General features: G+C 39.5%; 15 protein-coding genes and 2 tRNA genes. 8 read left to right on the top strand and 9 right to left on the bottom strand.

Annotated elements, in window-relative coordinates:
• Positions 1 to 36: 36 nt before the first annotated feature.
• Positions 37 to 2,409 carry a Tex family protein gene (locus MTO68_RS21595; RefSeq protein WP_004816613.1) on the bottom strand — a complete coding sequence of 791 codons (2,373 nt, stop codon included), beginning with the start codon at positions 2,407 to 2,409 and terminating at the stop codon, positions 37 to 39.
• 108 nt (positions 2,410 to 2,517) lie between these two features.
• A complete protein-coding gene (locus tag MTO68_RS21600; RefSeq protein WP_244014306.1) occupies positions 2,518 to 2,937 on the bottom strand; it encodes a carboxypeptidase regulatory-like domain-containing protein in 420 nt (139 codons plus the stop codon).
• 183 nt (positions 2,938 to 3,120) lie between these two features.
• Between MTO68_RS21600 and ompR the strand changes: the two genes are divergently transcribed.
• The 3 genes from ompR (at position 3,121) to MTO68_RS21615 (ending at position 7,454) form a co-directional block, all read left to right on the top strand.
• The gene (gene ompR, locus MTO68_RS21605; protein ID WP_004816610.1) at positions 3,121 to 3,885 is read left to right on the top strand and encodes a two-component system response regulator OmpR; all 765 of its coding nucleotides are present in this window, start codon (positions 3,121 to 3,123) and stop codon (positions 3,883 to 3,885) included.
• Positions 3,886 to 4,264: 379 nt separating this feature from the next.
• On the top strand, positions 4,265 to 5,725 hold the full coding sequence (locus MTO68_RS21610; RefSeq protein WP_239044743.1) for an ATP-binding protein: 1,461 nt from the start codon (positions 4,265 to 4,267) through the stop codon (positions 5,723 to 5,725).
• A gap of 205 nt (positions 5,726 to 5,930) precedes the next feature.
• Entirely contained in the window at positions 5,931 to 7,454 is a 1,524-nt protein-coding gene (locus tag MTO68_RS21615; protein WP_244014308.1) for an acetyl-CoA hydrolase/transferase family protein, read from the top strand.
• Positions 7,455 to 7,559: 105 nt separating this feature from the next.
• Here MTO68_RS21615 and MTO68_RS21620 read toward each other — a convergent pair whose 3' ends face one another.
• On the bottom strand, positions 7,560 to 9,206 hold the full coding sequence (locus MTO68_RS21620) for a GMC family oxidoreductase N-terminal domain-containing protein (RefSeq protein ID WP_034616844.1): 1,647 nt from the start codon (positions 9,204 to 9,206) through the stop codon (positions 7,560 to 7,562).
• Positions 9,207 to 9,419: 213 nt separating this feature from the next.
• Between MTO68_RS21620 and MTO68_RS21625 the strand changes: the two genes are divergently transcribed.
• Complete coding sequence (locus MTO68_RS21625; RefSeq protein ID WP_034616847.1) at positions 9,420 to 9,839, top strand: GNAT family acetyltransferase; 420 nt, start codon at positions 9,420 to 9,422, stop codon at positions 9,837 to 9,839.
• A gap of 45 nt (positions 9,840 to 9,884) precedes the next feature.
• Here MTO68_RS21625 and MTO68_RS21630 read toward each other — a convergent pair whose 3' ends face one another.
• The 5 genes from MTO68_RS21630 to MTO68_RS21650 all read right to left on the bottom strand — a co-directional run bounded on the left by MTO68_RS21630 (position 9,885) and on the right by MTO68_RS21650 (position 13,215).
• The gene (locus MTO68_RS21630) at positions 9,885 to 11,156 is read right to left on the bottom strand and encodes an outer membrane protein transport protein (RefSeq protein WP_244014310.1); all 1,272 of its coding nucleotides are present in this window, start codon (positions 11,154 to 11,156) and stop codon (positions 9,885 to 9,887) included.
• Between the two features lie 85 nt (positions 11,157 to 11,241).
• Positions 11,242 to 12,003 (bottom strand): class I SAM-dependent methyltransferase, encoded by a 762-nt coding sequence (locus MTO68_RS21635; RefSeq protein ID WP_004816598.1) that lies wholly within the window; start codon positions 12,001 to 12,003, stop codon positions 11,242 to 11,244.
• Between the two features lie 201 nt (positions 12,004 to 12,204).
• Positions 12,205 to 12,280 (bottom strand) — tRNA-Phe (locus MTO68_RS21640).
• A gap of 132 nt (positions 12,281 to 12,412) precedes the next feature.
• Positions 12,413 to 12,488: transfer RNA gene (locus MTO68_RS21645), tRNA-Phe, on the bottom strand.
• Positions 12,489 to 12,837: 349 nt separating this feature from the next.
• Entirely contained in the window at positions 12,838 to 13,215 is a 378-nt protein-coding gene (locus tag MTO68_RS21650) for a GNAT family N-acetyltransferase (RefSeq protein ID WP_004816597.1), read from the bottom strand.
• A gap of 102 nt (positions 13,216 to 13,317) precedes the next feature.
• Here MTO68_RS21650 and hisB point away from each other — a divergent pair, with 102 nt between their 5' ends.
• The 3 genes from hisB to MTO68_RS21665 all read left to right on the top strand — a co-directional run bounded on the left by hisB (position 13,318) and on the right by MTO68_RS21665 (position 15,258).
• Complete coding sequence (gene hisB, locus MTO68_RS21655; protein WP_004725347.1) at positions 13,318 to 13,911, top strand: imidazoleglycerol-phosphate dehydratase HisB; 594 nt, start codon at positions 13,318 to 13,320, stop codon at positions 13,909 to 13,911.
• Entirely contained in the window at positions 13,911 to 14,528 is a 618-nt protein-coding gene (hisH, locus tag MTO68_RS21660; protein WP_034612605.1) for an imidazole glycerol phosphate synthase subunit HisH, read from the top strand. Before hisB ends, hisH begins: the two co-directional genes overlap by 1 nt.
• Before the next feature lie 193 nt (positions 14,529 to 14,721).
• On the top strand, positions 14,722 to 15,258 hold the full coding sequence (locus MTO68_RS21665; protein WP_244014312.1) for a DUF805 domain-containing protein: 537 nt from the start codon (positions 14,722 to 14,724) through the stop codon (positions 15,256 to 15,258).
• Positions 15,259 to 15,299: 41 nt separating this feature from the next.
• On the opposite strand, the gene MTO68_RS21670 is transcribed toward MTO68_RS21665, so the two are convergent.
• Positions 15,300 to 15,701: a transcriptional regulator gene (locus tag MTO68_RS21670; protein WP_004725342.1), complete on the bottom strand. Its 402-nt coding sequence runs from the start codon at positions 15,699 to 15,701 to the stop codon at positions 15,300 to 15,302.
• Between the two features lie 124 nt (positions 15,702 to 15,825).
• Here MTO68_RS21670 and MTO68_RS21675 point away from each other — a divergent pair, with 124 nt between their 5' ends.
• The gene (locus MTO68_RS21675) at positions 15,826 to 16,488 is read left to right on the top strand and encodes a 3'-5' exonuclease (protein ID WP_004816590.1); all 663 of its coding nucleotides are present in this window, start codon (positions 15,826 to 15,828) and stop codon (positions 16,486 to 16,488) included.
• The last annotated feature ends 54 nt before the right edge of the window (positions 16,489 to 16,542 follow it).

Genomic DNA, 16,542 nt, shown 5'->3' on the forward strand with positions numbered 1-16,542 from the left:
CGCCTTACGGCGGTTTCTTTATTGAGAAATTAAGGCTTATTTAGACCCTTTAATCCCTGCTTGTAATAACAACGCACCTAAACCACCAATTTTGTTTTCTTGAGGTTTAGCTGCTTGTGGTTTCTTGTCATGACGTGGTGCTTTGTCTTTATTGTCATGGTTTGGACGACCTTGTTGTGGACGTTTACCCTGAGGCTTACGCTCACCACGTTGTTCATTGTTATTGAACTCACGCTTTTGACGTGGTGCTTTAGCTGGTGCTTCCGAACCTTCTGGGCGCATCGATAAATTCACACGATTTCGCTCAGCATCTACAGTCAATACACGTACTTGTACGATTTGCCCTGGTTTCACCACTTTATGTGGATCAGAAACAAATTCATTGGCAAGTTCTGAAATATGTATTAGACCATCTTGATGTACACCAACATCGACGAATGCACCGAAGTTAGTCACATTGGTAATCACACCCTCAAGCTGCATCCCTTCAGTCAATTGACTGACTTCAGTGATATCTTCACGGAATTTTGCTGTACGGAACTCTGGACGAGGGTCACGACCTGGTTTTTCCAACTCGCTTAACACGTCTTGAATTGTGGGTAGACCAAATTTGTCGTCAGCAAAATCTTCTGCTTTCACTTGACGAATAATTTCAGTATTACCAATGATATCTTTCACTGTGGTCGCTTTTGCTTCAACAATTTTGTTGACCAAACCATACGATTCAGGGTGAACAGATGATGCATCTAAAGGTTCTGAACCATCTTGAATACGTAAGAAACCCGCAGCTTGCTCAAAGGTACGCTCGCCTAAACGTGGTACATTTTTCAATGCTTGACGATTGTCAAAACGACCATTTTCTTTACGGTAATCTACAATTTGCTGCGCAATGGCTTTATTTAAACCTGCGATATAGCCCAAGATTGCTGGAGAGGCTGTATTTACATCTACACCTACCGCATTCACACAGTCTTCAACCACAGCATCTAATGTTTTTGCCAAATTGGTTTGATTCACATCATGCTGATATTGACCTACACCGATAGATTTAGGATCAATTTTTACCAGTTCAGCCAATGGATCTTGTAAGCGGCGTGCAATTGAAACAGCGCCACGAATCGCAACATCAAGCTCAGGCAGTTCAGCAGAAGCCAATTCTGATGCTGAGTAAACAGATGCGCCCGCTTCACTTACTGAAACACGCGTTAATGTAAGATCCGCATTTTCAGCCATCATTTCTGCAACAACAGCTTCAGTTTCACGACTCGCAGTACCATTGCCAATCGCGATTAAATCCACATTAAATTCACGGCAAAGACGTGCAAGTTCAGCAATCGAGCCGGCTTTATCTTCTTTGGGTGCAAATGGATAAATCGTGCTATGTGCAAGCACATCACCTGAATTTGAAACAACCGCCAGTTTCACCCCTGTACGAATACCAGGGTCAACACCTAAAGTTGTACGTGAACCTGCAGGTGCAGAGAGTAATAAATGACGTAAGTTTTCTGCAAACACGTCCATTGCTTCTGATTCAGCTGCAAGGCGCTTTTCAGTCAACAAAGAATGCTCAATCGTTGGGCGAATTTTACCTAACCAAAACAGCTTTGCGATTTGCTTTAAGAAATCTTGACGTGCTTGTGGTTGCACACTTTCAAGCGCGTATTCAGTTTCAATACGTGCAAGTGGTGCATGATCATCACCATCAACTTTAAGTCCCAATACATTTTCTTGGCGGCCACGTAGCATTGCCAATAAACGATGCGAAGGCACTTTATTTAAATTTTCAGAGAAATCAAAGTAATCACGGAATTTCTTACCGACTTCTTTTTTCTCATCAGACGCCACTAAACTTTTTAACACCGCTGTTTTGGCAAATGTTGATTTAAGTTCTGTGGTTAATGAAATATTTTGTGCCCAGTCATCAATGATGATGTGTTGAATCGCGTCTAATTGGCTTTCAACATCTGGATATTCTTCATGGCTAAAACCAGCCAAAGCTTCAGTCGGATCAATTTGCTCTGCGATAATTTTCTCAGCAAATTCCCCTAATCCGGCTTCTCTTGCTTTGAATGATTTACTGGTACGTTTTGGACGGTACGGTGCGTAAAGTTCTTCTAATGCATTTTTTGTTTCAGCGCCATTTACCCGAGCAAGTAAGTCATCAGAGAGCTTATTTTGTTCTTTTAATGATTCGATTACTTTTTCACGGCGTTCAAATAAATCACGTAGATAAACAAGGCGTGTATCAAGTTGGCGTAATTGGATGTCGTCTAAGCCTTGCGTTACTTCTTTACGGTAACGTGCAATAAATGGAACACTAGAGCCTTCATCTATCAGTTTAATGGCAGCTTCTACTTGGTTTGGACGTACGGCAAGTTCACTTGCCAACTGCTGAACTAAGTCAGTCATCGTGTTTAATTCCACAAGGATAAGGACTAAAAGTTAGTGATTATAAAGACCAAGACCATAAAATCCACAATTGTTTTGCAAATTAGCAGTGAAAAAAGTGATAAAAGATCATTTTTCTTGAGTTTTTACAGTGCAATCGGGTATTTCATACTGCTTTGCTGTATTTAAATTGCTTTGTAAAATAATTTTTCCAACTTTCCACTGTGCGCCTTTGCGCTGTCCACCGCCATGGGAATTGAAATATTGCAAATCACACGGCTGATAACCCTGTTTATTTAGCCGTTCTTGTACAAATACTGGTGGCGCTTCCATATACATGATTTCTTTCAGCAAAAATGCAGCATAGCGTCGCTCCTTGAGTCGAAAGTTGCCTTGCATGTCGGTTTGCGTTTCACCGACTTGGACCTGACCAAGCGGTTGGTCAAATTGGTCAATCACTTGTCCTGAGATTTCAGGTCTGGAAAGTCGGCTAATACATGCACTTAAAGCAAAACTTATTGCCAAAATACATAAAACTTTCATTTGCATATGGTATATCTTTTTATTTATAAACATAGAATCATCTCAAATCGTTATAGATGTTGTTTTTTGGTTTCAAAACAGCCTGAAAATTGTATTTTTGAGCAATTTGATACATAGTCTTAACAAGAGCTTAGGCAGTATACTGAGATTGACGAATATTTATAATTTACAACATTAAGGGAGTACATCATGAGTTTGGTTGTACCTGCTGAAAATACAGATATCGTACAAAACGAAACTGACCGTGTCGAACGCATTTTAGTGGTCGATGATGATGTGCGTTTACGTACCCTTTTACAGCGTTTCCTTGAAGATAAAGGCTTTGTGGTAAAAACGGCCCACGACGCAACGCAGATGGATCGCCTATTACAACGTGAGTTATTTTCACTCATCGTTTTAGACTTTATGCTTCCTGTAGAAGATGGTTTAAGTATTTGTAGACGTTTACGCTCATCAAATATAGATACACCTGTCATTATGCTAACCGCACGAGGCAGTGACTCTGACCGTATTGCTGGCTTAGAAGCTGGTGCGGATGATTATTTGCCAAAACCATTTAATCCAAATGAGTTATTAGCACGTATTCGTGCCGTACTGCGTCGTCAGGTTCGTGAAGTTCCAGGTGCACCAAGTCAAAACGTAGAAGTTGTGTCTTTCGGCCCTTGGTCTTTAGATTTATCAACACGTACCCTGACGCGTGAAGGGCAAGTGGTCACATTAACCACAGGTGAGTTTGCAGTCTTGAAGGCATTAGTTCAGCACCCACGTGAACCATTAACACGTGACAAGTTGATGAATCTTGCACGTGGTCGTGAATGGGGTGCTATGGAACGTTCAATCGATGTTCAAGTTTCTCGCTTACGTCGTCTGATTGAAGAAAACCCTGCACGTGCACGTTATATTCAAACAGTTTGGGGCGTAGGTTATGTGTTCGTTCCAGATGGTGCTGAATAAATAGATCTTGATTCGATAGCATGAATCAGTTTCAAAAATACTGGTCACATATTTGGTTTTGCATGTGACCAGTATTTTTTTTATCCATATTTATTCATCCAAAACAATAGTCTTGATGGCTTTGCCCTAGAGCGACGCTTTACTGATGATTTCACTGGTATTTTAAATATAAGCATATTTGGCGATTCTACAAAAACGGTGTGACCTCAATGCCATGTATCTCTTATTTTGTTGAGTTTAAAGTATTTTAAATCCGAGTATTTATGACCATAAATAAGTTAAAGCCGAGTAACCTAACATTTTTAATATTGCGATAAATCTGCCATCCTTTAAACTAAAATCCATAGATTAACAATATCGCACAGATTGGAATGCTCCTGTGAAATTAGAACCCATAGACCCACAAGAATTTACCGACTTTGTCAGCTACAAAGAACGCAAACGTACACCTTGGGAACGCTTCCTCGATAAAGTTAAACCGCGTTCGGCAGCAATGCGTACTACGGTATTGGTGGTATTCGTGGTGTTCTTTAGCCTATTTATGTCATTGTGGTTTTTTTGGAAAACACTTTATTTACCTGAAATTCAACAGCATGCACGTTTTTTGGCGGTTGAGCTGGAAATGGTTAATAATCCGCGCTTGCAGATTTACCATGACGAGATCCAACTCGATATTGACGAATGGTTAAAGCAACGGGTTGGGGTTGAATATGTTACAGATCCCAAAGAATACCCAAATGTAAAAGATAAAATTATTGCAGATTTCTTTACCAATCGCATTGAGAATCAGCTTGCAGAAGAATTAAAAATTAAAGATGTGACGGTTTATTTCCAGTTTAAACCCAGTCCACGCATTTGGGTCCAGACTCCTGAAATGAATGGCAATTGGGTCCGTGAACCTCTGAATACCTATGCCAACTATAGTCCTGAACTCATTTTAGCTTGGTTATTGGGTATTCCACTGATTGCTGCGGCGATCATCCTGACACTGGTCAGACAGCTTAATCGCCCGTTACGTCGCTTACAACATGCTGCGAATAGCTACAGTAAAACAGGGAAAGCACCCTACTTGGAAACCAATCATGGACCACAAGAAATCCGTGAGGTAAACCAAGCTTTTAACCAGATGATCTATACACTTGAACAAACTGAACGTGATCGCCAAATCATGTTGGCAGGTATCTCGCATGATTTAAGAACACCGCTAACACGGATCCGTTTAAGTGCAGAGATGATGTCTGATGATGACTTCTTAAAAGAAGGTTTGATTTATGATGTCGATGATATGGATGCCATTTTAAGCCAGTTTATTTCCTATATGCGTGATGGCTCAGATGAAGAGCTTCAAGACACCAATATCAATGCTTTGCTACAAGAACTGATCATTCAGTTTAAACCCTTAGATATTCAGTTCACGCCGCAAGAATTACCCGTCATTACTGCTCGCTCACTGTCGTTAAAACGTTTGATTGGTAATCTCATCAACAATTCAAAACGCTATGGGGCAGAACCCATTGAACTCAGTGCTTTTGTAGAAGATGAGCATATTAAAATCTGTGTAGCAGACAATGGTGAAGGAATTCCCGAAGACCAAATTGAAGGGCTTATGCAACCTTTTGTGCGTGGTGATGCTGCACGTACGGTGCAAGGGAGTGGTTTAGGTTTGGCCATCGTCAAACGAATTGTCGATATTCATCAAGGTGAACTGTTGATTTCCAACCGTCCTGAAGGCGGGCTACAAGCCATCATTTCACTACCAACTTCAATAAAAGTTGAGGAAGAACCGACACCTACAAATCCAATTCAAAAAATCAAACAAAGTTTGAGTGATCACTTTTAGTGATTGCTCAATAAACCAACACTTAACTTTGTTTATTTAACAAACAGCTATCATTATTTTATTAATAAATAATAACTTAAAAACCATCACCAGAATTTATACCTGCATTTATTGAAAAAATTAGACCTTAGCATTAGAGGCATGCACAATTCAGTTTGAGGGCGGTACAATCCGTCTAGTTTTGAACAAGAATTGAGCGTAAACCATGTCTTTAGATCGTATTCGTTTAGCATCTCTCCATGACAAAGTCATGAGCGCAGAACAAGCTGCAACTTTTATCCAAGATGGGATGACTGTGGGGATGAGTGGATTTACTCGTGCAGGTGAAGCAAAAGCTGTACCTTTAGCGCTGGTAAAACAAGCCAAAGTGAATCCGTTGAAGATTACTTTAATCACAGGTGCAAGTTTAGGTAATGACCTAGACAAACAATTAACTGAAGCTGGTGTACTTGCGCGTCGTTTACCATTCCAAGTCGATAACACTTTACGTAAAGCTATCAACAACGGTGAAGTGATGTTCATCGATCAGCATTTGTCTGAAACTGTTGAGCAAATGCGTAACCTCCAGTTGAAAAAACCTGATGTTGCGGTGATTGAAGCGATTGCGATCACTGAAGATGGTGGCATCATTCCAACAACATCTGTGGGTAACTCTGCAAGCTTTGCAATTTTTGCTGAAAAAGTGATTGTTGAAATCAACACCAACTTAAGCCCTGCTTTTGAAAGCTTACACGATATTTATATCCCAACTTACCGTCCAACACGTCAAGCAATTCCTTTGACGCATGTTGATCAACGTATTGGTACACCTGCAATCAATATTGATCCTGCAAAAATCGTGGGTATCGTAATTAACAACGAATATCATGATTCTCCATCAACAGTGACACTACCAGATGATGAAACTCAAGGTATTGCCAACCACTTAATCGCATTCTTTGAAAAAGAAGTTGAAGAAGGTCGTTTACCTTCGAATCTTGGTCCTTTACAAGCAGGCATCGGTTCGATTGCCAATGCGGTATTAACTGGTCTTAAAGATTCTAACTTTGAAGATTTGGTGATGTATTCAGAAGTACTGCAAGACTGTACTTTCGAATTGATTGATGCGGGTAAAATGAAGTTTGCTTCAGGTTCATCAATTACCCTTTCTGCTAAATATGGCGAAAAAGTATTTAACAACCTAGAACAATACAAAGACAAACTGGTTCTACGTCCACAAGAGATTTCAAACCATCCTGAATTGGTTCGCCGCTTAGGCATCATCGGGATCAATACTGCACTTGAGTTCGATATTTACGGCAACGTCAACTCGACCCATGTCTGCGGTACCAAGATGATGAATGGTATTGGTGGTTCAGGTGATTTCGCACGTAATGCACATTTAGCAATCTTCGTGACCAAATCAATTGCAAAAGGTGGCGACATCTCTTCTGTTGTTCCATTTGCTTCACATATCGACCATGCTGAGCATGATGTTGATATTCTCGTGACTGAACAAGGTCTTGCTGACTTACGTGGTTTAGCGCCTCGTGAACGTGCTCGTGCAGTCATCAACAACTGTGCTCACCCAATGTATCGTGATGCATTGAATGATTACTTTGATCGTGCATGTGAAAAAGGCGGTCAAACGCCGCATATTCTTCGCGAAGCACTTTCTTGGCATTATAACTTTGAAGAAACAGGCCATATGCTTGCTTCTTTAGAAGATCAAGCTAAAAAATCTGCATAAGATTTTAAATCTGATGTAAAAAGTAAAAACGCCCTTCAGGGCGTTTTTTTATGGGCTTATTTGGGTTTGAATGCCCACCCACTGATTTTTTAAATATCTAAAGACTCAGATTGCAACACGCACTTTATCTTTCTTTTCAATAAACGCCACACCAGCTTGGTCCTGATTAATCATCTCAACCGCTTTCTCTGCAATCATAATTGCAGGGGCATTGGTATTGCCATTCACCACTTTTGGCATGATTGACGCATCGACCACACGCAGGTTTTGAATACCATAAACGCGTAACCGTGGATCAACCACAGCCATATCGTCTACCCCCATTTTACAACTTCCCACAGGGTGATAAACGGTATCTGAGCGATCTCTTAAAACTTGGCGAATGTCCTCATCTGTTTTTACCGTGGCTGTAAATAAATCTTCTTTAATCATGCTTTTAAAAGCATCAGATTGCATTAATTTCTGAGTGAGTTTAAAGCCTTTTACCATTTCTTCTAAATCAGATTCTTCACCATAAAAATTCGGATCAATCAATAAAGGATCATCGATACTTGGCCCACTTATCTTAATCGAACCACGACTGACTGGATTTAAAAGGCAGACATGACAAGAAATACCATGCCCTGTGTGCATGGTTCGTGCATGGTTATCCACCAGTGCAATCACAAAATGTAATTGTAAATTCGGTAGACTTTGCTCATTTGAACTTTTAATAAAGCCGCCACATTCAGCAAAATTCGTAGTCAACAAACCACGGCGTTCTTTACGATAACGTCCAATTTGTTTAAATAAATCAATTGAACCTGGAATAGATAAGCCAAAGGTGCCTTGAATTTCACTGACTTTATAACCAAAAATAAAATCAGGATGATCGTGAAAATTTTTACCCACACCAGGCAAGTGTTGTTTTACCTCAATGCCATGTTGCGCAAGTTCTTGTTGGTCACCAACACCTGACAGCATCAGAATCTGTGGCGACTGCATCGCTCCCGCACTCAATAACACTTCTCGACGTGCAAAGATTTGTTTCAGCTGACCGCCTTGCTTGTATTCCACCCCAACAGCCACGCCATTTTCAATCAAGATTCGCTGAGTCTGTGCATGGGTTTCCACCGTTAAGTTTTTACGATCTCGATGTGGAAATAAATAAGCCCGCGCGGAACTACAACGCTCCCCATTGATATGGGTCACTTGATAAACGCCTAAACCTTCCTGCTCTTCTCCATTGAAGTCATCCAGAATTCGATAACCCTGCTCTTTGGCAGCTGCGATATATTTTTGCTGTAAGGGATTATCACTGCGTAAATCAATAACTGAAAGTGGTCCAGCATTGCCATGATATTGATTTTTAATTCTTTGGTTATTTTCAGACTTAATAAAATAAGGCAAGACCTCATCATATGACCAACCAGTATTGCCTAAGGCTGCCCAATCATCATAATCTTGTCGATGTCCACGGATATACACCATGGCATTAATTGCCGACGAACCACCTAAGCATTTTCCACGAGGCTGATAACCTTTACGACCATTTAAGCCCTTTTGCGGTACAGTTTCAAAGGCCCAGTTATTGATCTTGGTTGGAATGCTAATCACTGCTGCACAAGGAACTTCTACTTTCCAACCCTCTCCTGAGCCCCCAGCTTCAAGCAGACAAACAGAAACTTGCGGGTTTTCTGATAAACGCCCAGCCAACACACAGCCTGAGCTTCCACCACCGATAATAATATAATCAAATTCCTGTTTATTCACGTGAAGTTCCTTTTTTGTTTTAAATTATGCCTCTATTATTATGCACACTTTCAATCAATAAAAAATCACTATTCTCAGCCTATAACGTTTTTATAAGTTAACAAACTCAGCAAAAAGTATTTACGCATTGTCTAAAAAATAAACTTATCAACTGCGGTTTTTTATATTAATCTGCTGTAAAGATTGTTTTAAAAAACAAGAGATAAAAATTCTATGTTTATTATCAGACAGTTTCAGGAAACCGATTTAGACGAAGTCATCGCACTGTGGGAAGTCTGCGATTTAACCCGTCCTTGGAACAACCCAGAAATTGATATCTTCCGTAAAGTCGCACAAAAAGACGGATTGTTTCTATTGGCGGTCAAAGATGATCAATTGATCGCTACGGTTATGGGGGGCTATGATGGGCATCGGGGCTGGGTCAATTATCTTGCTGTCCATCCTCATGATCAACGTAATGGTGTTGCAACGGCATTGATACAACAACTTGAAAAGCGTTTAGTTGCATTAGGTTGCCCCAAACTGCAACTGTTAATCCGTAAGGATAATATTGATGTGCAAAGCTTTTATGAGCAACTCGGCTATGAAGAAATCGAAGTCGTGTGTTTGGGTAAACGTCTTATTTCAGATTAAAAATCTGTCGAATCCAACTGATGTCATGGCGATTGACAGAAAAACTTAGAATTTATAGCCATACGACAGCCCTAAAATGTCCTGACTCATTTTGAGTTTCGCTTCACCCCCACCAAACGCAGGGGAAATTTTGCCTTTTACTTCATCTTCCAAGGCATGTGTATAGGCAATACTGATTTCTTGATGTTGATCGAGATTCCAAGTTGCACCCACGCTGAGGTGGTCTTGAATTACCCCAGGAGCAAGAATATTTAAAAACACTTCACTGTCTGGAATCGGTTGATCATTATGACTATAACCAGCTCTTAGTGTGAGTTTTGGATGGGCTTGATAAGACACACCCAGTTTATAGATATTGATATCATTCCAGCCAAATCCTGGCCCTTGTGATGTACCAAAAGCATGACCTTGTTGTAATTGTGCAAGATCAAAAGGATTTCCTACCGATTTCACATCCGAATAGTTAATTCGTTGTATATCCGCAGCCACTGTTAATTGAGGTGTGATGTTGACAGCTGCACCCACACCATAACTTTCAGGAACATCAAAGTCACCGCGTTCAGCAAATAACCCACGATATCGATCAAAGCGATCTGCATTAATTTTTGAAGAATAATTTGCGCCTAAGGTTAAACGTTGATCAAAGAATTTTCCAGCCCAACCAATACGTGCACCAATGCCAGTCGCAGAATCCTTACCACGATTGCTTAAATTTGAAGCATCGGCTGAAAATCCGCTAAACCCAGCAATTCCCCGTGCTTCAAAACGTTGATAGAGAATATTGGTTGCAATGCCGATAGATTGATTTTCTGCATATTTCCAAGCAACTGCTGGAGTAATGAAAACCTGGGTTAAATCCACTCCTGCTGTTCCACTGTTGCCAAATGCTGCAAATGGATTATTTTTATACCCCGTATTCATTCCTCCATTCCCATATATTGCTAAACCTAAAGCAACTTGGTCATTGATTTGATGGTTGAATGCAAGCTCTGGGAGTACAAAGTATTTGCGTCCATTGCCATCATATCGACCATTGGCGTTGGGGTAAGCTTGTGGCATTTGATTCGCGGTAATCTCAGCTGAACGATCAGGTGAAAACACGGTTGCACCGACATCAATACGATCACCAATCCAGCTTAAGCCTGCTGGGTTATTGGCAATCGTTAATGCATCTTGAAATTGAGCGATTGAAGTCCCTGCATTGCCTTGGGCTTTTACCCCATAGCCATGCATAAAATAGCCTGTCGTTGCAAAAGCGGTAGAACTGAATGCCGATAGCGATACAGCAATGGATAATATTTTAACTGGAGCTTTCATGATTTATCTTACTTTTAAATAATATATAAGTAAGTATATTGTTGGCTATATCTGTTGTAATCAAAGATAAAATGCGATCCTTATTTTATTTGTGCATAAAGCATTTTTTCTTTGATTTTTTAATTTTACCCACTCTTAAAAAAACTGGGAATGTGATGGTCAAATCTGCAAGCTCGCTGGTTAATGCTTCAGCTAGATCAAGTAATGGATGATCCTGATTTCTTTCGCAATAGTGTTTAATTGCAGACCAAGTAGATAAATACTTTAACAGTTGTGCAGAGGACCACTGATACTGCATCTTAAACTCAGCAACGTTTATTTCATCAAAAGGAAAGGGAATGGTTTTATATTCTTCATCGATATAACGGCGCTCCGCATCCCAATAACCATCTAGTTTTTCAGCATATAAGTTTTGAATCATGGTATTGATGGCTGCATTTTCGACATGAATTAAGCCGTAACCGATCACAGCAAGAATACCTTGTGGTTTTAATGTGCGTTCAACTTCTTTATAAAAACCATCAAAATCAAACCAATGAATAGCCTGAGCCACTGAAATCAAATCAAAACTCTGTGCTGTAAATGAAGTCTGTTCAGCAGACTGAACTTGATAGCTAACATTGTCAAAATAAGGCGCAAGGTTTAATTGTTTTTCGCTCATATCTGTTGCAACAACATGATCGAAATAAGGGCTGAGCAATTGAGTAAATTGACCTGAACCCGCACCACAATCCCAAGCAAAACCGCGCTCTGGAACATGATTTAAAATTTCCTGAACCACTTCTTGCGGATAACTCGGTCGAGCTTGCTGATAAAGCTGGCTGCCTGATGAAAATAAATCTTTCATTGTTCTTATAACAATCTATTTCACTTACCAAAGGTTTATCTTACGATATTTATAGTCCATGGCAAGATATTTTGTAAGACAATGAGTTCAATTTACGCATTCAAAATGACATGCTGTTTTAATGATGAACATCAATTTCTGAATTGAAGATAAAAAACAGGCAATAAAAAACCCCAAACAATGTTTGAGGTTTTTCAAATATGGTGGCGAGACCCAGGATCGAACTGGGGACACACGGATTTTCAATCCGTTGCTCTACCTACTGAGCTATCACGCCGATGCGGTGTATTAAGCCGTATCTCAGTTCAATAGTCAATAAAAATCATGACTTTTTTATTCAACCGAATATTTTTTACCCAAAAAAAATCCCTGATGGGATCAGGGATTGAAATCTCAAAGATTTTAAATATGGTGGCGAGACCCAGGATCGAACTGGGGACACACGGATTTTCAATCCGTTGCTCTACCTACTGAGCTATCACGCCGATGGGGCGTATTAAACAATTTAATGGTTTAGTCGTCAAGCATTGAAATCACTAAAATCATTCAATAGTTTATTTTTACAACAAAAACCGCCTATTTATTCTAAATAAGGCTGTTTTTTATACATTTTTCAGCTTTGGAACGCAAATTTTGGCACGCTCAATTTGCTGAGCGAAAGTACTCCTCCTTGCTTTAAGTTTTGCAAACTCGATTTAATTTTTTCCCAAAGTGTTTTGGTCATGACTGCTATATGCTACTGAGATCAGCTTAACTTTATAATTATGGAAAAATAGCCAAATAAAAAAGCAACCTGATCAGGTTGCTTAAATTGGTCAAAGATCCAAGATGATCTTAGATTTTACCTAAGTGAGCTAAACAACGATGGATTGCTCCACAGCCCGGCTCAAAGTTTTTAATGCCCTTTTCTTCCTCGATACGACAAACTTCTTCGACCAAACGCTCAGCAACGCCACGCCCGCGGTTAGCAGGATGTACCACAATATTTTCCAAAGTCCGACTTTCACCTTGTCCTGTACACCATAACGCACCAATAATCTTTGTATTAAATTCTGCGACATAAAGTAAGGTATAATGAGCCAAGTTTTGCTCAAGTTGTTCTATGGCATCATGACCATCCCCAAACTCGGGACTGGTGTCATATAATCGCTCAAGCTGATCGCGAACTTCTTCATTTTCTAGTGAAGTTTTAGCATGTACGGTAATAGGCATTGATTAACCCTCCTGAGCAATCTAATATGCTGTCACTTTCGTCACAGCGAAATATCTTTACATCAAACTTTTAATTTTTGACGTTTTTTGAGGAACGTGTCTATGGCGCAACGTATCAGTGAAGTGGTAAGAAACACCAACGAAACTAAAATTCGAGTTCGTGTGAATCTTGATGGTACTGGTCAAGGCACGCTCAATACAGGTGTTCCCTTTTTAGACCATATGGTTGATCAAATCAAGCGTCATGGTTTATTTGACATCGATATTCATTGTGATGGCGACTTAGAAATCGATGATCACCATACTGTAGAAGACTGTGGAATCACACTAGGCCAAGCATTTGCGCAAGCACTCGGTGATAAAAAAGGCTTAAAACGTTATGGTCATTTCTATGCACCACTTGATGAAGCTTTAAGCCGTGTCGTGGTTGATTTATCAGGTCGTCCAGGTTTATGGATGGATATCCCATTTACACGTGCCCGTATCGGCAGTTTTGATGTGGATTTATTTTCCGAGTTTTTCCAAGGCTTTGTAAATCACGCTTTAATGACTTTGCACATTGACAATTTAAAAGGCAAAAATAGCCATCACCAAATTGAAAGTGTTTTTAAAGCATTTGCACGTGCGCTTCGTATGGCCTGTGAAGTTGATCCGCGTGCAGAAAATACTGTTGCATCGACGAAAGGAACCTTGTAATGACCCGTATTGCCCTTCTTGACTATGGCATGGGAAATCTTCATTCAGCAGCCAAAGCACTCGAACATGTTGGCGCAACTGTAGATGTCACAAATGATCCAAAATTAATCGCTCAGGCAGATAAAATCGTATTTCCGGGTGTAGGTGCAATGCGTGATTGTATGCAGGGGATGCATGAAGCAGGTATTGATGAGGTTGTACGCCATGCTGCGTTTAATAAACCGGTACTTGCCATTTGTGTTGGCATGCAAGCTTTGCTTGAATCGTCAGAAGAAAATGCAGGCACTCAAGCGCTGGGTATTTTTGAAGGTGTGGTAAAACATTTTCCAGATATGGACGGCTTAAAAGTCCCTCATATGGGCTGGAACCAAGTCCATCAGGCAGATCCAAATCATCCAATGTGGAAAGATATTGATCAAGATAGTCGTTTTTACTTTGTACATAGCTATTATGTCGAACCCAAAGACTCTTCTCTTGTTGCTGCAACATGTGATTATGGTTTGCAGTTCTGTACGGCTATTCATAAAGAAAATTTATTTGCGACACAGTTCCATCCTGAAAAGAGCCATACAGCAGGTTTACAGTTACTGAAAAACTTTGTGGAATGGAAAATCTGATTTATTCAGGTCAATCTCATTCCGATTTATATCTCTAAAAATCAAGCCAATTGCGATTGGCTTGATTTTTTTATTCTATTTTGACTTTATTTTTTATCGTCTGTTTATTATGATTCAACCAAATTGAATAAAAATCCAACAATTGATTTTAAAAATTGATTTAAAAACCTTAATTCATTCTAGGAACATAACAATGTCTTCTAATTTTCAAACCCATGATTCAGCTTTAAGTGCCAGTGGCCGTTTTGGTCGATTATCCTATTTGGGCTGGAATATGCTGTTGGGTCTATCTATGTTTGTACTGGGTATTATCGCTGCACTATTCATCCCAGCTTTAAGTAACTCACCTTCAAATACGCTCATCTTTATACTCGGCGCAGTTGCGATTATTATTTATATCGCAGTGATCTACTTCAGTTTTATTTTTACAATCCGTCGCTTACATGACAAAAACCAAAGTGGCTGGTTATCTCTTCTTATGCTTTTACCTTTGGTGAATTTATTCTTTTTTGTTTATTTAAGCTGTGCAAAAGGAGATGCTGGGACAAATAACTATGGCGCACCTCGAATTACTCGTGGTTGGGAAAAAGTATTGGCTTGGATTTATATTGTGATCTTGCCAATCAGTATTCTAATCCTTGCAGTTACAGCAATCCCAGCATATCAAAGTTACCTTGACCAAGCGCAACAATTTCAGCAATATCAACAACAAATCAATCAATCTGAATAAATCAGCCGAAATAACCACCCTATTTTTATAAGGTGGTTATTTTACTCTTTGGTGACAAAACCACCTTCTAATGGCTCAACACTAATTTTAATATCTGCCTTTAAATTTAAAGCTGCATAACGGTCTTTAATTTCGTTAATCAATTGTTCCATGGTCACATGGCTTAAATCCAATTCAGACTCAGCATATGCTTTGGTCACCAGATCTGCTTTATCTTGCTGTTTAGATTCCATATTCCAGCGTTCAGTCATCCCAACTAAACGCGCCAATTCAATTAAGCTTTGCGCACTCGACGGTGTTGAGTTTTGCAACCATTTGGTCATGGTTCCTTTTGAAGTTTCGAGTACGTTAACAATATCACTGGCTTTTATATTTTTATCCTGAATTAATTGCTTTAAACGCTTGGCGCCTTCTATAAAAAGATCATCATCTTTTTCAACCATACAATTTATTCCTGTGTTTTTGACCCACAAAACTATCATCTTTTATTCAAAGTTTGTTATAACACAATATGGTTAATATTTTTAATGCTTAAACTGGTCGACTAAAATTTGTGAGCTTAAATTTGTGAATATTCAAACTCAGCAACTTCCTAGTAAAGAACAAATTCAGAGCTTTCCCCGTTTTCAAAATTTGCCTTTGAGTAACATTGTTGTGGTCAATAGCTTACAACAATGCCAAGCAATTGAAGCAGAATTAAAAACGGCGCACATTTTTGGTTTCGATACCGAGTCCAAACCTACCTTTAATAAAGGTGAAATACAAACTGGCCCACATCTTATTCAACTGGCGACATTTGAAAAAGCCTATTTATTTCAAGTTTCAGCAGATATTTTGGCTTTTCTAGCGCCCTTTTTTGAAAATCCTGATCAGATTAAAGTCGGTTTTGGCTTAAAAAATGATGCACATTTATTTCGTAAAAAAGGCATGCAACTCAACAGTGTCATCGAACTTTCAAAATGCTTTTCGAGTTTTGGCTTCAATAATCCTTTAGGGATTAAAAATGCCATGGCATTGCTATTTCAAGTCAATTTCCCTAAAAGTAAATCAATTAGCACCTCAAATTGGGCACGTAAAATCCTCACAACGCCACAAATTGAATATGCAGCAGCCGATGCCTATGCTGCACTCTTAATTTTCGAAGCCTTACTGGATTTAGACTTAATACCTGACACGATTGCACATACTCAGCTTAAATTGAGCATTCGCGCCAATAAAAGCCTAAACTGACACTTAGAAATTGATCAAGTTTTTGCTAAGATGAAGATCAATAAATTCTTCATT

The organism is Acinetobacter sp. NyZ410 (genome assembly GCF_022828975.1).
Lineage (GTDB): Bacteria > Pseudomonadota > Gammaproteobacteria > Pseudomonadales > Moraxellaceae > Acinetobacter > Acinetobacter guillouiae.